The 20,455-nt window shown below is 63.1% G+C and carries 13 protein-coding genes; 1 reads left to right on the top strand and 12 read right to left on the bottom strand.

What is annotated here, in order from left to right; all coding sequences use genetic code 11:
- Positions 1-66: 66 nt before the first annotated feature.
- The 6 genes from OXH56_11395 to OXH56_11370 all read right to left on the bottom strand — a co-directional run bounded on the left by OXH56_11395 (position 67) and on the right by OXH56_11370 (position 11,375).
- Positions 67-2,835 carry a TonB-dependent receptor gene (locus tag OXH56_11395; GenBank protein ID MCY3555910.1) on the bottom strand — a complete coding sequence of 923 codons (2,769 nt, stop codon included), beginning with the start codon at positions 2,833-2,835 and terminating at the stop codon, positions 67-69.
- Positions 2,836-2,919: 84 nt separating this feature from the next.
- Entirely contained in the window at positions 2,920-5,724 is a 2,805-nt protein-coding gene (locus OXH56_11390; GenBank protein ID MCY3555909.1) for a TonB-dependent receptor, read from the bottom strand.
- A 199-nt stretch (positions 5,725-5,923) separates the two neighbouring features.
- The gene (locus OXH56_11385; GenBank protein ID MCY3555908.1) at positions 5,924-7,315 is read right to left on the bottom strand and encodes an amino acid carrier protein; all 1,392 of its coding nucleotides are present in this window, start codon (positions 7,313-7,315) and stop codon (positions 5,924-5,926) included.
- A 65-nt stretch (positions 7,316-7,380) separates the two neighbouring features.
- Positions 7,381-8,208 carry a hypothetical protein gene (locus tag OXH56_11380; protein ID MCY3555907.1) on the bottom strand — a complete coding sequence of 276 codons (828 nt, stop codon included), beginning with the start codon at positions 8,206-8,208 and terminating at the stop codon, positions 7,381-7,383.
- A gap of 52 nt (positions 8,209-8,260) precedes the next feature.
- Positions 8,261-9,100, bottom strand: a complete 840-nt coding sequence (locus OXH56_11375; GenBank protein MCY3555906.1) for a hypothetical protein — start codon at positions 9,098-9,100, stop codon at positions 8,261-8,263.
- Positions 9,101-9,140: 40 nt separating this feature from the next.
- A complete protein-coding gene (locus OXH56_11370; protein ID MCY3555905.1) occupies positions 9,141-11,375 on the bottom strand; it encodes a tetratricopeptide repeat protein in 2,235 nt (744 codons plus the stop codon).
- 304 nt (positions 11,376-11,679) lie between these two features.
- Between OXH56_11370 and recA the strand changes: the two genes are divergently transcribed.
- Positions 11,680-12,759, top strand: a complete 1,080-nt coding sequence (gene recA, locus OXH56_11365; GenBank protein ID MCY3555904.1) for a recombinase RecA — start codon at positions 11,680-11,682, stop codon at positions 12,757-12,759.
- Between the two features lie 106 nt (positions 12,760-12,865).
- On the opposite strand, the gene mutY is transcribed toward recA, so the two are convergent.
- The 6 genes from mutY to OXH56_11335 form a co-directional block, all read right to left on the bottom strand.
- On the bottom strand, positions 12,866-13,996 hold the full coding sequence (gene mutY / locus OXH56_11360; GenBank protein ID MCY3555903.1) for an A/G-specific adenine glycosylase: 1,131 nt from the start codon (positions 13,994-13,996) through the stop codon (positions 12,866-12,868).
- Between the two features lie 17 nt (positions 13,997-14,013).
- Positions 14,014-15,237 carry an FAD-binding oxidoreductase gene (locus tag OXH56_11355; protein ID MCY3555902.1) on the bottom strand — a complete coding sequence of 408 codons (1,224 nt, stop codon included), beginning with the start codon at positions 15,235-15,237 and terminating at the stop codon, positions 14,014-14,016.
- Positions 15,238-15,240: 3 nt separating this feature from the next.
- Positions 15,241-15,615 (bottom strand): bacillithiol system redox-active protein YtxJ, encoded by a 375-nt coding sequence (ytxJ, locus tag OXH56_11350; GenBank protein MCY3555901.1) that lies wholly within the window; start codon positions 15,613-15,615, stop codon positions 15,241-15,243.
- Between the two features lie 89 nt (positions 15,616-15,704).
- Positions 15,705-16,910, bottom strand: coding sequence for an MFS transporter (locus tag OXH56_11345; GenBank protein MCY3555900.1), 1,206 nt, complete (start codon positions 16,908-16,910; stop codon positions 15,705-15,707).
- Positions 16,907-17,557, bottom strand: coding sequence for a DUF1028 domain-containing protein (locus tag OXH56_11340; GenBank protein ID MCY3555899.1), 651 nt, complete (start codon positions 17,555-17,557; stop codon positions 16,907-16,909). Before OXH56_11340 ends, OXH56_11345 begins: the two co-directional genes overlap by 4 nt.
- Positions 17,554-20,451, bottom strand: a complete 2,898-nt coding sequence (locus OXH56_11335) for an anaerobic glycerol-3-phosphate dehydrogenase subunit C (protein ID MCY3555898.1) — start codon at positions 20,449-20,451, stop codon at positions 17,554-17,556. The genes OXH56_11340 and OXH56_11335 overlap by 4 nt, the downstream gene beginning before the upstream one ends.
- Between the last annotated feature and the right edge of the window lie 4 nt (positions 20,452-20,455).

Here is a 20,455-nt window from a genome sequence, read left to right as displayed (position 1 = left end):
ATCAGTCACCAACGTACTCAAGTAGGATTTCAGTGATTTGTCTCCAACACCAAGTCCTCCCACCGCTCACAGAAAGTGCGACACCCGCAGGTACAGGTACCGGCCCATGTAATCGTAGGTGGAGAAATCCGAGGTCCCCAGCAGCCCGTTGAAGACCACCGCGGGCGGCTGGTTGAACACGTTGTTCATCCCCAGGGTCAGCACGGTACCGCCCGCCCCGGTAAACAGTCTGTACGTTCCTCGAAGGCCGAGTACGCTGTTGGACTCCACATCCCTGTAGGCCGGCGTCTCGACGACGTCAGCCCGGTACAGGCCCTTGCAGTCGTTGTCCTCGCACTCCACGAAACCACCGGTGTATTCCCACGTGAGTCCCGCCGAGGCGCGCCGCCACTTGAGGTCCAGCGCGGCGCTGTGGCGCCACCGGGGAAACACGCCCACGTCGTAGTATCCCCTGGCCTTGATCACCTCCGTGCCGCCGGCCGCGGGAATGAACTGGTCGTACCGGAACAGCAGGTTGGCCTCCAGCCGCGCCGACAGGATGCCCCAGGAGGTGTTTCCGTTGTATGCAGCTTCCAGGTCCAGTCCGGCGGTCTCGGTCTCGCCGACGTTGGTATTGGTCTGCACGATGTGGGAGATCAGCTTCGTAGCGGGGTCCCGGACGATCTGACCGCAACTGGCGGGGTTGTCCTGCGAGTAGCAATTGCTCAGGATGACGCCCGCGGGGAGGGATCCGATCTCGTCCTCGATCCGGTTCCGGTAGTAGTTCAGGTCGAGCTGGAGGTCCGGTGCGAAACCGGGGCGGTAGCGCATGCCTGCCGTGATCATCCCCGCGCGCTCCGGTTCGAGTTCGGTCGACCCGCCCTCCCGTGCCCGCAACTGGGCGCGGGTGTCCCTCAACCCTGACGGGACGCCCGCGGCGGCGCAGTTCCGCCGCTGCTGCGAGGTAAGCTCCCTCGGGTTGCCCGCTTCGTCCACCACGCTGCAGGGGTCGCTCACCAGGGGAAACACGTCGTTCGCACCGAGGAACATCTCGGCGATGCCGGGAGCACGGAAGGCGTTGGAGTAGGTGGCCCGCAGCGTCAGGCCCCGGGGCAGTTCCACCCCCGCTCCGGTCTCGTAGGTCAGCCCTGCACCGAAGGAATCGTAGTGAAACGCCCTTCCCGCTGCGTTCAGGTGGAACCCGATGCCGTTCCCGCGGTAAACCGGCAGCCGGGACTCACCGTACAGGGCGCGGACCGAGAAGTCCCCCTCGGTCGCTTCGGTTCGAAACCCTGTGGTGTTGCCCGAAGCCGTAACGGGATCGGGCGTATAGGCGCCGGACTCCCAGCGCGAGGACACGCCCGCGGCCACGGACAGCGGACCGTGCGTGAGTTCCGCCAGGTCGCCCGTCAGGTTCCACTGCAGGATCTTCTGCTGCGTGTAGCCCCGGGCAACGCCGGTGTACTGGATATAGGCCAGCATCTCCGGCGTGATGGTCCCGGCGCCGTGCAATATATCGAGGGGGACGCAGTTCCCCGTGCATTCCTCGTCCGGCCCCAGCGCCCTCGTGAGATTGCTCCGGATGAACCGGCCCCGGTTGACCGTGGTTCCGGAGGTGCGCCCGAAGGCATAGAAGACGTCCGAGTCGAAGCTTGCGAGGCGGCTCTTGACGCCCAGTACGATGCGGAAGGTGCTGAGGTCCTGGTTGAAGATCCGGTTGCCGGCTTCCACGAAGCGGCGCCGCACGTCCACGAAGTCCCGCCCGAACGCATTGTACCGGTTGCCCGCCGAGACCGGCGTGCCTTCTTCGATGGTGAAGAGCGGGGTCGGCGCAAGCTTCTGTTCGGACTGCCGGTTGGTATACACCACCTCGAAGAACGGCCGCAGCCGGTCGCTTAACCGGTGCGTGCCGCCGAGGAACGTGGTGTACCGTTTTTGTGGCGTAAAGATGTAGTTTTCGGGCTGGTAGTTGTAGAGGTCGCCGGTGCCGTCCAGTGAGTTCCCCGCGTAATTGAAGGGCCGCCAGCCCATGGACGGATCGAGGAAGTAGTCGCCGGCTTCGTCACCAGCCGCCGTGTTGACCGCCTTCCACGCGTCGTTCCCCGCCGCGCCCGAACGGTCGATGATATGGCCTTCCGGCGTCGCCGAACTGCCGCTCGTCGTGAAGGATCCGTCGTTTTTCGTCCAGTTGTAGCTTTTGTCGGCTTCGCTGAAACTACGCTCGTAGGTCCAGACCGGCCGTTGGTCGTGGTACCCCGCGGAAAACAGGATGTTTCCCCGGTCTCTTCCGATGCCCGCGGAAAAAGCCAGGTCTATGGCCGCGCCGTCTCCAGCACCCGATACGCCCTGGTAGGCCTCGAATTCCACGCCGTCCAGGTCCGATCGTGTGATGACGTTGACGACTCCGCCAACGGCGTCGGAGCCGTAGACCGCGGAGGCACCGTCCTTAAGCACTTCGATCCGTTCAATGACAGTGGATGGGAGGGAATTCAGATCGACCGCGCCGTCCGCGCCGAGGCCGCCGGGCACGAACCTGCGGCCATTGACCAGGACCAGCGTCCTTTGGGCGCCGAGTCCGCGGAGGCTGATGCGGGTGGCCCCGTCACCGCTGTAATTCGCCTGGGTGTTGGTGGCGTTTGATTGGACCGTGAGCGACTGGAGGACGTCCCCCACGGAGGCGAGCCCCCGGGCCCGGATCTCCTCGCGGGCGAGGATGACCACCGGGGCCGTCGAACCTTCCGCCTCGCCCCGGATTCGGGAACCGGTCACCGTCAATTCTTCGAAGACGTATTCGATCTGAAGGGAGTCCGGGTCGTCCGCGTCCTGGGCGAGGATCCCGGTACTGGTGGGCGCCACGAATAAACACGCCGCCAACAGTGCCAACAGCCATGTTCGTCCGTAGATCAATACCGGGACCCGTCTGTTTACCGTTCAGTCAGCCTACAGGAAGTGGGACAGCCTGACGTACAAGTACCTTCCCAGGTAGTCGTACGTCGAAGCGTCCGACGTGCCAAGGAATCCATTGTAGATCACCGAGGGCGGTGTGTCAAACACGTTGTTCACCCCGACCGTCAGCACGGTGCCACCGGCGCCGGTGAAGAACCGGTAGGATCCCTGTATACCGAACCTGTGGTTCGCGTCCACGTCCCGGACCGGAGGGGCCGTACCCACATCGTCACGGTACAGGCCCTTGCAGTCGTCGTCCTCGCACTCCTGGAAACTACCGATGTACTGCCAGTTCACACCTGCCGATGCCCGGCCCCACTTCAGCCCGACATTGGCATTGTGCTGCCAGTTCGGGAATACGCCCAGGTCGTAATAACCCCTGCCCTGTACCAGTTCGAAACCACCCGCTACAGGCAGCATTACGTCGTAGGCGAAGAGGTAATTAGACTCGAGCCGCGCCGATAGCAGACCGAGGGGCGTGTCGTCGATGTAGTTCAGTTCGATGTCCAACCCGTTTGTTTCCGTCTCGCCGATGTTAGTGGCGGTCGAGAAGATGTTTCTGATCACGCCGTTCTGGTCACGCTGGACTTTGTCGCAGTCCGAAGGGCTGTCCTGAGAGTAGCAGTTGCTCAGGATCAGGCCCGCACCGAGCGCGCCGATTTCATCCTCGATCTTGGTGGTGTAGTAACTGACCGCAATGTCGAGGTTATCCAGGAACTCGGGCTGGTACACCAGACCGGCCGTCATTGTGTTGGCTCGCTCGGGATCGAGATCCGTAGAACCGCCGACCCTGGCCCTGAGTTGTGCACGGGTGTCTTCGTAATCAGACGGTACGCCCGCTGAAGCGCAGTTGCGCATCTGCTGCGAGGTCAGGTTGCGTGGATTGCCGGCTTCGTCCACGACGCTGCAGGGATCGCTGACCAGCGGGAAGCTGTCGCTCTGGCCCAGAAACATCTCGGCGATGCTTGGCGCGCGGAATGCCTTCGAGTACGTGGAACGGAAGGCCAGGCCTCGAGGCAGCTCGAGCCGGGCGCCCGCTTCGTATGTGAAGTCCGACCCGAAGGTGTCGTAATTGAACAGCCGGCCGGCGGCGGAAATGTTCAGGCCGCCCATATCATTCTGATAAACGGGAATGCTGGTTTCGGCGTAGACCGCGCGGACCGAGTAGTCGCCCTCGGTCGCTTCTTCCTTGTTACCCGTGGTATTGCCTGTGGCGGTAATGGGATCAGGAATGGAGCCACCCGCTTCCCACCGGGACGATGCCCCTACGGCCACTGCGAGGGGCCCCGCCGGCAAGTCGTACAGGTCGCCGGTCAGGTTGTACTGCAGGACCCTCTGGGTCGTATATCCCCTTGCGATTCCGGTATACGAGATGTAATTAAGCATGTCCTCTGTAATCGTACCCGGACCATGCAGCAGGTCCAGGGGTACGCAGGGTGCCACACATTCCGAATCGGGTCCCAGCGCCCTTCTTACATTGCTCAGGATGAACCGGCCTTCGTTGACGTTGGTTCCGCTGGTACGGCCGTAAGAGAAGGCCAGGTCCCCGGAAAATCCCTGGAACTCATGTTCCATTCCGAGGACGATCCGGTAGGTGTCCAGGTCCTGCAGAAAATTGCGGTTGCTCGCCTCGACGAAGCGCCGGCGCACGTCGAGAAAGTCGCGTCCGTATTCGTTGTACTGGTTCTCGGCCGACACCGAGACATCATCTTCGAAGAATATAAACAGCGGGGTCGGCGCCAGCTTCTGGTCCGACTGCCGGTTGGTATAGGACACCTCGAAGAATCCGGTCAGGTAGTCGTTGAACAGGTAGTTCCCGCTGAGGAACGCGGAATACCGGGTCTGCGGTGTATACAGGTAATTCGCGGGCTGGTAATTGTACAGGTCGCCGGAGCCATCGTCCGAGTTACCGCCGAAATTCATGGGTCGCCATCCGCCCGATGGGGCGTTAAAGTAGACCCCGGCGTCCTCGCCGGCTCTTTGTACGATCGACTGCCAGGCCGCGTTGCCTTCCGCCCCCAGCCGGTCGATGATCGTTCCTTCAGGTGTGGCCGAACTGCCGTTCGTCGCGAAGGTACCGTCGTTCGCCTCCCAGTCGTAGGCCTTGTCCGCATTACTGAAATCGCGATCGCCGGTCCAGACGGGCTTGCGGTTGTGGTATCCCGCGGAGAACAGGATGCTGCCCCGGCCGCTTCGCAGACCGGCGGTTAAACTGGCGTCGATCACGTCACCGTCGCCCGCGCCCGAGACACCCTGGTAGTACTCGAACTCCACGCCTTCCAGGTCGGACCGCGTGATCACGTTAACTACACCACCGACGGCATCGGAACCGTACACGGCCGAAGCGCCGTCCTTGAGCACCTCGATCCGTTCTATGACGGATGCCGGAATGGAATTCAGGTCGACGGACGAGTTCGCCCCGGTACCGCCCGGCACGAAACGGCGGCCGTTGACCAGAACAAGTGTTCGACCGGCACCCAGTCCGCGGAGGCTGATCCGGGTGGATCCGTCGCCGCCGTTATTGGCCTGGGTATTGATGGCATTGGATTGGACGGTGAGGGTCTGGAGCACGTCGCCGATGGACGCGAGCCCCTTTTCCTGAATCTCGGTCTTGGCAAGGATGACAACGGGGGCGGTGGATTCTGCGGCTTCGCCCCTGATGCGGGAACCGGTTACGGTCACTTCTTCAGCGACGAAATCGACGCCTTCCAATTCCTCTTCCTGCTGGGCCATGGCGTCGGTCGAAACCAGGGCGAACAGCCCAATGGCCAACCAGGAAAGGTACTTGCGGTGTCTCATGACGATTCTCCTTACGATTAGATGGTGGAATCGATAGTATTCCTCCTCCTATTTGTGAGAGTGAATTGGCGTGGGATACAGGTAGTAACTACAATATGTCGTAATCAGGTGAAGTTGTAAATACAAATTGTTTGGTTTTTTTAGTAAACCGACCATCAGGCGGGTTTGACCAAATCCGGCATTTTCCGGATGCACATCATTATGCCGGAGAAGGCCGGCCGATCGGGGTTCCACCAGTAGATGCGGAAGGGTTGTACTTCCGAAACGCCTTCATTACCCGTGGCGCGAGCCGCAAGGCGGAAGTCATGGTAGGAATCGCCATGAGGGCAAACAGTCCATCGGCGAAACTGATCACCGCGTCGATCGAAGCGACGGATGCGACTACGACGAATACCACGTAGGCCGCGTTGTAGTATTTTGCATACCCGGCGCCGATCAGAAAGCTCAGGCACTTGGCGCCGTAGTAGGAGTAGGTCAACAGCGTGGTTACGGCGAAAAAGAAGACGCACACGGTCAGGACGTAAGCACCGTAACCGGGCATGGCCGCTTCGAAAGCGCTTGCAGTCAGCGTCACCCCGTTGTCCGCGGTCGTCTGCCAGACGCCCGTCATGAGGATCACGAGGGCCGTGCACGTACAGACGATCATCGTATCGATAACGGGGCCCATCATGGCGACCAGGCCTTCCCGAACCGGCTCTCCGGTCTTCGCGGCGCCGTGAGCCAACGCTTCCGTGCCGATGCCGGCCTCGTTGGAAAAGGCCGCGCGCCTGACCCCCGTGACGATGGTCGTGCCGACTACCCCACCCGCCACCGCCGCACCGGTGAAGGCATCCGTAACGATTCGTGCGAGGTATCCTGGAACCTCCTCCACGTTGTACAGGATGATCCAAAGCGTCGCGACCATGTACAGGACCACCATGGCCGGCACGGCGCGGGAGGCGACTTCGGCAATGCGGGTGATCCCGCCGAAAATCACAGTGGCCACAAGACCGGACAGGATCAGGCCGGCGACGAGATCGAACCGGAAGTGACCGCCTTCGAAGGACAGATACGGCGAAAAAACGACGTCCCGGACGATCTGAATCAGTTGGTTGGGCTGCAGGAGCGGGAGACAGCCGATGACGCCGGCGACGGCGAAGAGGACGGCCAGCGGTTTCCAGATGCCCCCCAGGCCTTCGGAAATCACGTACATCGGCCCGCCCTGGATGCGGCCCGCGGTATCCCGCCCACGGTACATGACGGCCAGCGAGCAGGTGAAGAACTTGGTCGTCATACCTACGAAGGCGCTGACCCACATCCAGAAGATCGCCCCGGGGCCGCCCGTGGTGATGGCGATGGCCACGCCGGATATGTTCCCCATGCCGATCGTGGCGGAGAGGGCGGCGACCAGCGCCTTGAAATGGGAGACGTCGCCGGGGTCGTCGGGATTATCGTACTTGCCGCGTACCAGGTCGATGGCGTGCTTCAAATACCGGAACGGCATGAAGCGGCTGTAGAGCAGCAGGAGGGCACCGCCGCCGATGACCAGGTAGAATACGTAGGACCAGGCCAGGTCGGAAAAGGCGACCACGTAGGGTTCTATGGAAACCATGGCCAGGCGCTCCGGTCTTTAGGTCTTGCGCGACCAGACGAGCGTTACGCTTGCCGGACGCGGGCTCAGCCCGTGGGCGCGTCCTGCCTGAAGCCGCGTACCATCTCGATATAGTCCCGGGAGAATAGCTGGTCCGGACGCTTGTCGTAGCTGAAGATCGCGATGATCCGGGGCCGTTTCGTCTGACCGACCGGTGACACCCGGTGCAGGGCGTACTTGCCGTTGAACAGCACCAGCGTCCCCGGCCGGATGTCCGTGCGGCGAACGCGTTTCCCCGGCGCTTCGAAGACGGCGCGCACGTCGTCGTAGTGCTCGTCGTGGTCCGCTCTGAGGTCCGGTACGTATTCGAATACCCCGCCGGCATCGGGCGCCTGGATCAGCAGCGTGATATTGCCGTTATTGGAATCGAAGTGCCACCCGTTGCTGTCTCCCTCGTGCGCGATCTGCAACGTCAGGGCGAGATGGGGACAGGCGCTCGTATACAGGGTGTCGAAACCGAGCACACTCCGCACGAATTCGGTCAGGGCCGGCCAGTGGAACACGCTGCGCACGAGACTGTCGTTGGGGATCTGGTAGTTGAGGACCTGGCGGTATCGATTGACATGCTCGACGGTCCGGGGATGGCCGGCGGGCCAGGTCCGGTCGACGTTGTCGTTTCCTTCGTAACTGGTGCGCGGCCGGTCGTAGTAGTAACCGAGCGGGATCAAGGCGCTGGTCTCCCGCACCATGCCGGCCACCGTACGCGAATTCAAGAACCCTTCGAGTACACAAATGGATTTCTCCTCGAGCTCGGATCGGCAGGACTCGAGGAATGCCTGGCCGTCGCGGCTGCCAAGGTCTTCCAACGGGTACCGGCGGACATCCACCAGCGCGGCGGGACTTGTGGTTTTCATGGTACTGGTACTCCCTGTGCGGGGCCGCCCGGATCGCGTCGACCGATCGGCTCTACAGGCTGCGGATCTCCCAGAGTTCCACCACCATGTCCGATGGATAACCGATGGGATCGAAGTCGTCCGTCTCCCTCGCGTCGTACCCCACTTCCCCGAACAGGTTCTCGATGGTCCGGGAAGAATGATGCTGCGCTTCCCCGATCGTGTGGTAGAGATAAACCGCGGAGGGGAGGATGACGGGATAGCCCATCTCGTACAGCGCGTAAGCCAGTCGACCCTCCCTCAGACGGGAGACGACTTCACCGGCATGCTGGATGGTTCGAGATGCTCCCTGCTCGATGTCCACGTCGAATCTGAAGGCGAAATGACTGCGGAGATATCCCTGGTCGTGCAGGAAACGGCCGACGCGGTCGATGGCGGCGGACAACCTTTCGAGCTGCCCCGGCGTGTTCAGGCCATCGGGCAGGTCCAGCGCGAGGTGGCGATTCAGGCGGTCGAAGAACAGCTTGCCCACCCGGATGGTGAACAGCCGGCGTTCCCTTTCCAGTCCCTCATAGAAGCGGTCCGTATGCCTTTCGATGTGCCGGAACGCGGATCTGTAGAAGGCATAGGAAAGGGCGTCGAATTCGCCCGACTGCAGCGCCGAATCACCGTCCCGGTGAACGAAGGCTTCCACCAACTCCTGCCTGGCCGGCCTGCCGTAAACCGTCCGGATGTACTTTTCGGCATCTTCCCGGACGTCGTTCAGCGCACCGCTGTCGGGTTCCAGCGCCTTCCACTCGCCGACGATGGCATCGGACATGAACGCGGTGAATGCGCTCCCTACCGGCCACCAGGCAGCATACTCGGGGAACGGTCTCTCCCCGACGACCTGTTCGAGCGTTTTTTCCGTCATTGGCGTGAAGGTTTCTCTTCCGGGCATACGGCCACGCCGGTTATCCCGATCTGTTCAGAAAAGTCTCCACCTGGGGAAGAAGCATGGGGTCCTGGGAGAGTCGAATGTACGCACGCAGCGAATCCCGGGCGTTCTCGAAATCGCCTATCCGGAAGTACGCGATACCCAGGCGGAAATGCCCGGCGCCCAGCTCCGGAGCGAAACGGACGACTTCCCGGTAGCTTTGTATGGCCTGATGGTAGCGATGGAGCATATCATTGACAAGACCAATATTGAAATGCGCGGTCGTAAACCGCGGTCGCAGCGACACAGCCTGGTCCAGGGCGCGCAACACCCGGTCCGCGGCTTCCGTCCTCGCACGCATCGCCGTCAGCGCCTCGAACGGGGCGGAGCCGTCCTGCTCACCGGACAGGCGTACCGCATCCCCCCATGCTTCGAGTGCAGACTCGAAATCGCCGCCGGAAACCCTTGCGATGGCCAGGATGGCGTTGGGCAGCGGGTCCGCGGCCTCCAGGTCAATCGCCTGCTCGACCGATGTCGCCGCATCCTCCCACTTCCCCTGGGCCAGCAATACGGCGGCCACGGCCAGCTGCGCGGCATTCCACCCAGGCCGTGCCGCAAGGGCTTCCCGGAAGTGTGAAAGCGCGGTTTCTAGATCGTAACCGAAGGCGGCTTCGACCCCGTCCCGGTACGCCGACCGCGCTTCCCCCCCAACGGCGGAGGAACGGGCGGCCACCCGCCGGAGCGGCATCCGGTCGAAGCCAGCGCGGTTCGAGGTATCGCGGCCTGCCCATCCGGCCGCGAGTCCGTGCCAGGTCTCGATCACGTCGTCCAGGCCGGCGTCCCGGCTGTAGGAGAGCGCCAGGTTGTTGTAGGCTTCCGGGAAATCGCCGCGAAGCTCGATAGCCCTTTTGAACTGTTCGCTGGCCTCTTCATTCTTCCCCTGCCTGAGATACACGATGCCGAGGTTGTTGTGGACCTCGGCGATGCCTACTTCGGCGCGGATGACCTTCTTGAACTCCTCGACCGCTTCGTCCAGTCTGCCCGCCTCCGCGTACAGCAGCCCGAGGTTGGTACGGGCGTCGTAGAAACGGTCGTTCAACGCGAGCGCCTTCCCGTAGGCGTCCATGGCATCTTCGGTCCGGTCCATGTTGGCATACATGGTACCCAGGTTGTTGTAGGCTTCGAAGAACTGCCCGTCGACGGCGATCGCCGTTTCATAGGCTTCGACCGCTTCCACCTGGCGGTCCTGCAGTGCAAAGATGTTTCCGATGTACAGATGCGCCTCCGCAAGCCCGGGATCCTCGGCCAGAGCCTGTTCGAAGGCCTGCATCGCCTCCGCGTACGCGCCCTGTTCGTAATAGGTCAGCCCCCTCACATGGACATAGGGCGGCGGCCGGCGTCCCTGCCGGCTGCCGGGAGACGGGGGTCCGCCCATCCTCCCGAACCTGGCGCGGTAAGCCGCGATGCTCTGGGTCCTCGACCGGTCCACGGCGCTTACGGTACTGCCTTCCAGTGCGCTCTCGAGCCGCCGGTCCAGAACGGGGTTGTCCGCCAGCAGTCCGAACGCCTCGTCGTATCGCCCCGTCCTGGAATAGACCAGCGCCATATTGTACCTGGCCACGGTGTGCGTCGAATCCTGTGCCAACGTCCGGTGATACGCCGCTTCGGCCTCTTCCAACCGTCCCTGGCGGAAGTAAATGTTGCCGACCCCGGTCAGCAGCGCCACGTCATCGGGTGCAAATACCAGCGCCTCCTCGTACGCGTCCAGCGCCTGGTCGTACGCACCGGACAGTTCGCTGGACCGGCCCAGGCCCATCAGGGCGTTCCGGAGTTGATAGCGGCTTTCCTCCGGCAGGCCGCGGGCGATACCGACGGCTGCGCCATAGGCTCTCGCCGCTCCTTCCTGGTTCCCCTTGCGGGTATAGATCGCGCCCAGGTTGAGCCGCCAGTTGATCTCGTCGGGTGAAAGAACGACGGCCTGCAGCGCTTCCCGCAACGCCTCGTCGTATCTGCCCAGGTAGTAGAAGGCCACGCTCAGGTTTCCGAAGGCCTCGGAGTCCGTCAGGTCCAGGGCCAGCGCCCGACGGTAGTATGCGATGGCGCCTTCGTAGTCACCTTCGTTCATCAACGCGAGACCGGTTGCTTTTACGCTCGCGCTGTCGGCGTCGTCGGAAATGGTTCTCGGCGCACCCGCTCCCGCACAGCCCGATGATGCCCACTGGAGGCAGACGGCCGCTGCGCCGAGACAGAAGATTTTCCTGAAAGCAATCATTTCACGCTCCGCATTAGTCGACTGGTCCAGCGACGGAGACGGGGGTGTATAGTCATAATATACGGCTTTCGAAGCCCTTCCTCTCCGGTTTTTTTCCATGTGCAGGGCAACAGGCCGGTTCGGCGCGAAATTACTTTACTTTCGGGTCGTTCTGAAATACTTTTTTCCAAGTTTCCTCACCCGGTTTACGACCATTTCATTATAGTCAGGCGAAATTCGCTTGACACTACACAAATGTTTGGCATATTGGACAGGGTATGCCAAAAGGACGTTCACTTGCATCAACGAAGGGGAGATCGCGGACATGAACGATAACGATCCGGGAAGGGAGAAGGCGCTGAGCGGCGCCATATCGCAGATTGAGCGGCAGTTCGGCAAGGGTTCCATCATCAGGATGGGAGACGAGAACCCCCAACTGTCCGTCGAGTCCATACCAACGGGATCCCTGACCCTCGATCTGGCGTTGGGTATCGGCGGCGTGCCGCGCGGTCGCGTGGTGGAAATATACGGTAACGAGTCCTCCGGAAAGACCACGCTGGCCAAGCATATCGTGGCCGAGGCGCAGAAACTGGGCGGGATGGCCGCCTTCATCGACGCGGAACACGCGCTGGACATCCGCTATGCGCGGGCCCTCGGCGTGGACATGGACAAACTGCTCATCCATCAGCCGGATACGGGTGAGCAGGCCCTCGACGTGGCCGAGATCCTGGTCCGCAGCGGCGGAGTGGACGTGATCGTCATCGACTCGGTCGCCGCGCTGGTCCCGAGGGCCGAAATAGAAGGAGAAATGGGCGATTCCCATGTAGGCCTGCAGGCCCGACTGATGTCGCAGGCACTCCGGAAGCTGACCTCGGTTATCAACCGGTCCAGGACCTGCCTGATCTTCATTAACCAGATCCGACAGAAAATCGGGGTAATGTACGGCAATCCGGAAACGACGACCGGAGGGCTGGCCCTGAAGTTCTATTCCTCGGTCCGGATCGAGGTGCGCAGGATCGGGAACATCAAGGGAGACGACGCCTCGGCGGGCATCCAGGTACGGGGTACCGTGAAAAAGAACAAGCTGGCGGCGCCCTTCCGCGAAGCGCAGTTCGATATCATCTACGGGGAAGGGATCTCCAAAGAGAGCGACCTGATCGAACTCGGGGTCAACAACGGTATCATAGAAAAGAGCGGGACCTGGTTTTCCTACAATGACGAAAGGCTCGGGCAGGGCCGCGAGAACGTGCGGCAGTTGCTCAGGGAACAGCGGGATCTCGCCGGTGAGATCGAAGAGAAAGTCCGTGCGATCTTCGCACCGCCGGGTCAGGACGAATCCGTCGAAAACAACGGCGTCGCCGGGAAACCGGCCGCCCGTCCCGAATCGTCGGCGAAGCGGCGCTGAATCGGCGTCGGCGCCCGGTAGCGCCCGGCAGCGCCCGGTAGCGCCCGGTAGTATGCCGTGCCGGACGGGATTGCGCCGGATGGGTAGCACCCGTCCGGCGCGCACGTTACGCGTAACCGGCAGGCTGCCGGTCTTCTCGGACCATCGCCGAGGCTTCAATCAAGCGCTGATAAGCCCTGGGGAAAGCGAAACGGCCGAGGTCGTCGAATCGAACCCATCGGCATTCGTTTCCGTCGCGATGGCGGGCTACCCCTTCCAGGTATGAACAGCTGTAGCCCTGTAGCGTCATTTCGAAATGCGTAAAGGCATGCCTGAGGGTGGCCACGGCGCGATCGACACGGATATCAATCCCCATCGTGTTTTTCATTTCTTCAGCCAGAAACTTTTCCCCTTCGACCCCTTTACTGACGGTTCCTCCCGGGAACTCCCACAGTCCACCCAGCAGGCCGTCCGTCGGCCGCCGGACGATCAGCACCTTGTCGTTCCGGCGTACGATGCCGGCCGCGACATGACGGTGAGGCCGGTGCGCGCGCGGCCGTTTTCGCGGCAGCACGGAAGGGTCCGGAAGCAACTTGAGGGCTTCGCAAAAAGTATTCACAGGACATTCATCGCAGCGGGGGTTGCGCGGCGTGCAAATCGTGGCCCCCAGTTCCATCATGGCCTGGTTGAAGTCGCCCGCCCGCCCTCGGGCGAGGAGTCGCCCGGCGTGGCCATCCATTCTCTTTCTGGCCGCTGAGGAAGACGGGTTGTCGGTGAGGTGGAAAAGGCGGCTCAATACGCGAACGACGTTGCCGTCGACGACCGGACAGTCCCTCCCGAAGGCAATACTCAATATGGCGGCAGCCGTGTAGGGTCCGATGCCCGGCAGATCGGAGATCCGCGCGGGATCATCGGGTATCTGCCCGCCGTGTTCGTCGACGACCCGGCGGGCGGCGCGATGCAGGTTCCTCGCCCTGGCGTAGTATCCCATGCCTTCCCACGCCTTCAGGACATCCTCGAGCGGGGCCTTGCCCAGGTGCGCTACCGTGGGAAAACGTTCCATGAACCGGTCGTAGTAGGGCCGTACCTGGTCTACCCGCGTCTGCTGGAGCATGATCTCCGAGATCCAGACCGCGTAAGGGTCGCGGACACTCCGCCACGGTAAATCCCGCTGGTTCTCGCCGTACCAGTCGAGCAGGGCGCGGCGGAACGCGTCGACCTGTTTGGCGTCCAGCCGGTTCTCCGCGTTCGTGTCCATGGTCAGGCGCCTTCCTGTCAATGCCGGCGGGTAAGGCCGGGCATGCTGTATTTTCCGTGGGTGATCCGGGTCCGGTTGTAGGCTTCCGTCTCCTGGGGATCGAAACGGTTCGGCGAGAAATCCCCGATATCGATTTCTGGCCGCCCGTCTGCGACACATCCCGCCAGCAATACGCCTGCCGCCGGGTTGTAGGCGAAGCCACCGGAATGGAAGGCGACGCCCACGTACAGCCCCGGAAAGCACTCCACGGGTCCGAGTACCGGTTCGCCGTCCGCGGAGAAGGACAGCAGTCCCGCCTTCTCTATTTCCCAGCCGATAAGGCCGGTCTGGCCAGCCTGACCGGCCCCGGGTACGAGCGGGAGCAGGTTTTCCCGCGCGGCCTCGTCGAGCCCGGGCGGCGGGGTAATCGTCGACATCAGGAATTTGCGGTCGGGTACGCGGAACTCCGTCGCTTCGGGGTTCTCAATGCCCGCCAGCAAGCGCTGTCCGTAATGCGGCCGGAGGTATCCGCCGTAAGGATTGGCATTGACCGCGGGGATCCGGACCGGGGCGGGTAGCGGCGCCGTGACGTAACGCTGGTGCACGAACGACTTCAAGGGCAGTTGCAGTCCGATGGTTTCCAGAACCTTAAGGGTCCAGACGTGAACCGTACTCACCACGGCATCGGCCTCGATGCGCCTGCCATCGGCGACGACGCCCGCCATGCGTCCCCCATCCACGATGAAGTCGGAGACCATGCAGCCCTCCCTGATCTCCACACCCAGGGCGCGGCATCCGTCCGCCAGGGCCGGGAGGTAGTGGTCCGGTTCGCTGTAGCCGCCCAGGGGATCGAAGAGCCCGACCAGCTCACCGGACAGCGCCAGGTCCGGCCAGGCCGCGGCCATCTCGGTCCGGTCCATGACCGTGTAATCCACACCCAGGCGGTCGTACAGGGGCAACAGCCGTTCCCGTTCCGGCCAGCTCGCCGCATCGAACAGGTTCAGGCAACCTACGTCCTGGAACCTGTAGCCATCCAGTTCTCCGGACAGTTCCCTGAACCGGGCCAGGCTGATCTTGCGAGCCAGAACGCCGGTTTCCGACCAGAGCAGTCCCGTAACGATCCCTGCGGCCCGGCTGCTGGCGCCGTCTCCCACGCGTCCCTTCTCGACGACCGTGACGCTTCCGTACGACTTGCGGGCGAGATGGTAGGCCGTGCTGAGACCGGTCACCCCCGCGCCGACGATGACGGCTCGTCTCGACATGGCTCAGTCCTCCAGTGCGTTCCTTATGTCCTTACTCGTGATGGAAAAATGGGAAGCATGCCAGGCAACCTTCCCGTCCCGGATCAGCAACAGCTGCGGCGATTCGTGCCGGACCCCAAGGCGGGATTCGATCTCATTGGAAAGATCACGGTTTTCTATGACCATGACCTGGGTGAACAGCGGCGGGGGCGTGGACGCCTCCTCGGTGGTATCTCCGTCCGCGTGTTCGTCCGCGAAGTCGTGGTAATGATCGGCGGCCCGGGCGCTCACCGGGCACACCGTACTGTGCTTGTAGACGAACACGGGACGTTCGGACGACGAGGCGATGGCCTCGTCCAGCGCCGCAAGTTCGGTCAGGCGCACGACACGTTCGGACATGATGGGTCTCCTTGAAACACCGGGGTTCTGCCAGTCATCCCCGGATTCGATTTCGATACAACGACCCCCGCATCCACATCCAGCAGAGATCAGTTCACTTCCTCTACGGCCGCAGCCGCCTTGCGCACCTGGGTAACGGCCCTTCGGAATTCCCGGTCCCGCGGCAGCATCAGGGCCAGTGCCACGGCGGCCAGCGGGATCAGTGCCAGCACTTCAAGCGTCGCCACCACGCCGATTCGGTCCGCGATACCGCCGAAGACGATCAGCGCGCCACCCGCCGCGCCCCAGCTGAAGCCCATAGGGAAACTGGAGGCCGTTCCCGCGCTGTCCGGAACGAGCTCCTGGGCCATGGCGACGGAAACGGAATTTGACGCCATGTTCATGAAGCCGCCCAGGAACAGCCAGACGGGGAGCAGTGGACCGGTATCGTAGAGCGAAGCGAACAGGAAGGGGGTGGAAAGCAGTATCGTGGACCAGATCACGCGACTCCGTCCCAACCGGTCCGAAAGCCACCCGCCGACGAACCCGCCGATCACCGCACCGCCCTGGAAGACGAAGAGCAGGTCGCCCCCCTGCTGCAGGGTAAGGCCACGGTCCTTGAGCAGCAACACGAAAAAAGTGGCGAACCCGACCCCGGAGATGGTCCGGATGATGCCCACCACCGTGAGATTGACCATGGGCCACAGATTCGGCCGGAACGAAGCGCCTACATCAGCCAACCGGGTTACCCGCCGGTCCTCGTTCCGGATGGGGATGACCCGGGCCATGGCCAGTACGGCAATCACCGTGGGAACGGCGAGCCAGACCAGGCTTTCGAGACCGTAGCGCTCCACGATGCGAGGCACCACGAAGGGACTCGCAGCCAGCCCCGCAGTTCCCCCGACGATAAAAAGCGATACGCCGTATCCGCGTCTCGATCCGCTGACATCACCGGCCATGGAAACACTCTGCGGGTGGAAACTGGCAGTGCCGAACCCGCCCAGGATGATGAACAGCAGCAGGACGAGAAAGGAGGGCGCCAGTCCCACGGCGGACATGAAGACGGCGCAGAACACCGGACCGAGGATGATGAAATAGCGTTTCTCCATCCGGTCCCCGAGGATGCCCATCAGTGGCTGGACCAGGGAGGAGGTCATGGCCGGAAGGCCGGCGAGGAGGCCGGCCTGCGTGAGGGAAAGCTGCAGTCGCGAAACGAGCGCGGGAAGAATGGGCGTCAGCAGGGAGGAGAAGAGGTCCACCAGGAAGTGAACCACGGTGAGCAGTGCGAGTTTGGCGCGCTGCATGTCGGACTTCATGGACTGAGCCTTCCATGGAGCAGGTACAGGCGCTTCAATTCCTCGATGGGCTCGGCATGGTCGTCGACCCGCAGGTCCACGAGGAAATCGGAGGTGCCGCCACAACCTCCGCCTTTCCTTGCCACGAGCAGGGCGGCCGACTGCATGCCCCGCTGGTCGCCGCCGGCATCCTGGCCGGCCGTGAGTACAGTGAGCAGTTTCGCCGCAAAATCCTCCGCACCGGGTGCCTCGAAGGTTGCCGCCATGGACTCGACCACCTCTTCACCCGCGAGGATGTTGCCCAGGCAGACGTGGCCCGGTCCGGTTACGTGCCCCGCCCACTCCTGGCATGCCGTACCCGTGAAGGCCGCCGCCGTGCCGTCGAGATCCACCACGCCGACCTGGCGGGACTGCCGGCCGGCATCGGAATCGATCAGGCGTTCGAGGGTGTCGATGGCGCCAACGTCCTGTTCGAGCAGGTCGAGCCCCCTGGGGCCGAAGGACGCGTTGGCCCAGGCCTGCGTGGCGATGGCGCCGGCGTTGAACCGCGCCCAGGGGACCACGGATCCAACGGCGAGATACTTAGACTGGGTCGCCACGCCGAGATCCCCCGTATCGGGGTCCAGGGCGACGATGGAAAAAGTGGAGAAACAGGGGGCGCGGTTCAACGCTGGATGCTCCGCCGGTCGCCGAGGGCATTTCTGATCAGTTCGATAGGATGGAAGGCCGTCCTGCCCGTGCCGTCGGCGATCTGGTGCCGGCAGGAGGTCCCCGTCGCGGCGAGTTCCGTCCCTTCGTCGGCGGCGCGGACAGCGGGGAAGAGGCGGTCTTCGCCGATTTTCATAGACAGGTCGTAGTGCTCTCGTTCGTAGCCGAAGCTGCCGGCCATGCCGCAGCACCCGGTGTTCAACGTCGTGACCTCGTACCCGGGCACCAGTTCCAGGGCGGCCACAGTGGAGTTGGTACCAGCGATGGCCTTCTGCTGGCAGTGCCCGTGCAGACTGATCGACCGGCCAGTGGGCCGGACCGGAAGCGATAGACGACCGGCCCCGTGCTCCCGGGCCAGGAACTCGTCGATCATGAGCATGCCCTCTGCGAGCCGGTCGGCACGCGGGTCGTCCACGAGGTCGCGGTAGTCGTCCCGAAACGTCATGACACAACTGGGTTCACAGCCCACGATGGTCCATCCGCGGTCCACGTACCGGACAAGCTGGGTGATGTTGTATTCGGCGGCCTCCCGGGCCTGGCGCAGCATGCCCTTCGAGATGAGGGGCCTGCCGCAGCAGGCGCGGGGTTCGGCCAGCACCACGCGGTATCCGGCGCTTTCGAGTACCTCCACGGCGGCAATCCCGATATGGGGCTCGCTGTAGTTGACGAAGGTGTCCGGGAAGAAGACGACGGTCGGTCGATCACGGTTCTCGGCGCTACCGGAACCGCGCTGATAGAACCACTGTTCGAACGTGACTTCGGCGAACTCCGGAAGGGACCGCCGCCTGTCCACGCCGATCGTCCGTTCCAGGATCCGCTTGTGCCAGGGATGGTTCACGATCCGGTTGCTCAGCGGCGCAAAGGCGGAACCGAGCCGGTTGAGCGTTTCGATACGGCCGAACAGGCGGTTGCGCAGGGGCAGCCCGTGTTTCTCGTAGTAGTGGGCGAGGAATTCGTACTTCATCTTGGCCATGTCGACGTTGGAGGGGCACTCGCCTTTGCAGCCCTTGCACTCCAGGCAGAGGTCGAGGGCTTCGTAGACCCGGTCGCTTGTGAACCCCTCGTCGTCCAGTTTCCCCGACAGGGCTGCCCGGAGCACGTTTGCGCGGCCCCGGGTGCTGTGCTCCTCGTCGAGCGTGGCGATATAGGACGGGCACATGGTTCCCACCAGCTTCTTGCGGCAGGCGCCGACCCCGTTGCAGAGCTCGATGGACCGCGAGAACCCGCCGTCGCCCGAGAAATCGAAATACGTGTTGATCTCCTCCGCCTGGTATGCCGGGCCGAATCGCAGGTTGTCGGTCATCTTCTGGTTCGCGATGATCTTGCCTGGATTCATGATGCCGTTCGGGTCGAACACGGCCTTGACCGCCTTAAAGGCCTCGTACAGCCGCGGGCCGAACACCTTTTCGTTCCACTCGCTCCGCACGAGTCCGTCGCCGTGCTCGGAACTGACCGCGCCGCCGTAGGCCAGGACCAGGTCGCGGATTTCTTCGGCGATGACCCGCATGCGCGCGATGCCCTCGGCTTCCTTGAGATTGATGAGCGGCCGGATGTGGATCGTGCCCACGCTGGCGTGGGCGTAGTAGGACGCCACCGTGCCGTGCTTGTGGACGATGTCGCGGAAGTCGCGGATGTAGTCCGGAAGCTTCTCCGGCGACACCGCCGTGTCCTCCACGAAAGTCGCCGGCTTGGTATCCCCCTTCATGCCCATCAGCAACCCGAGTCCCGCCTTCCGGATGGTCCAGGCGTTCGACTGGGCGGCAGGAGTCGAGGCACGGACGCAGGCGTAGCCCAGGTGCTTCTCCCGAAGCAGGGATTCGAGGGCGTCCAGGCGGTCCGTGACCTCGCCTTCCGTCTCCCCGTAATACTCGACCATGAGGATGGCTTCCGGGTCGCCGTCGATGAAGTCCCGCTGATGGGCGGCCGCGGGAGATTCCTTGGCCAGATCCAGTATGGTCTTGTCGGTGAGTTCCACGGCGGAGGGATCGGTCTTCAGGATCTCCACCGTCGCTTCCATGGATTCGATCAGGTCCGAGAAGTGACAGATACCGAGGGCCTTGTGGGCAGGAAGCGGCACCAGGTTGACGCGCGCCTCGGTCACGGCCGCCAGGGTGCCCTCGGACCCGACGATCATCTTGCAGGGGTCGAAGGGACCTTCTCCGGTAAACTCGTCCAGGTTGTATCCGCCCACGCGCCGCATGATCCGGGGGTACCGGGCCGCGATCTCGTCCCGGTTTTCGTGGGCGATGCGGCGGATTTCGCGGTAGATCCGGCCCTCCAGTCCGCCGAGTGCGGCCTTCTGGCCGTATTCACGGTCGCCAACCGGCTTGAAGACCGTCTGGGTGCCGTCGCTCAGGACCACGTCGAGTTCCAGGACGTGGTCGATCGTTTTGCCGTATATGATGGAATGGGAACCGCAGGAGTTGTTGCCGATCATGCCGCCGACGTTCGCCCGGTTGCTCGGGGAGACGTCCGGGGCGAAGAGCAGTCCCATAGGTTTCAGGTGGTCGTTCAGTTCGTCGAGCACCACGCCGGGCTGGATCCTGGCCCACTGTTCCTCGACGTTGACCTCGAGGATCCGGTTCATGTGCCGGGAGAAGTCGACCTGGATGCTGCGGCCTACCGCCTGGCCGCCCAGGCTGGTGCCCCCGCCGCGGGGCGTGACGGGGATGCCTCTTTCGTAGGCGAAACGGAGGATGCGGGAGACCTGGTCCGCGTGGGCTGGATAGGCGACGCCCAGCGGCTGGATTTCGTAGATGCTGGCGTCCGTGCTGTACAGGACCCTGGCCGTTTCGTCGAATCGGAACGCGCAGTCGGTCTCTTTCGCGATCTGTTCCTGCCAGGCTGAGTCCATGTAC

This window comes from Gemmatimonadota bacterium, assembly GCA_026702745.1.
GTDB lineage: Bacteria > JAAXHH01 > JAAXHH01 > JAAXHH01 > JAAXHH01 > JAAXHH01.
The sequence above is the reverse complement of the archived record's forward strand: the minus strand, read 5'-3'. Positions and strand labels throughout refer to the sequence as shown.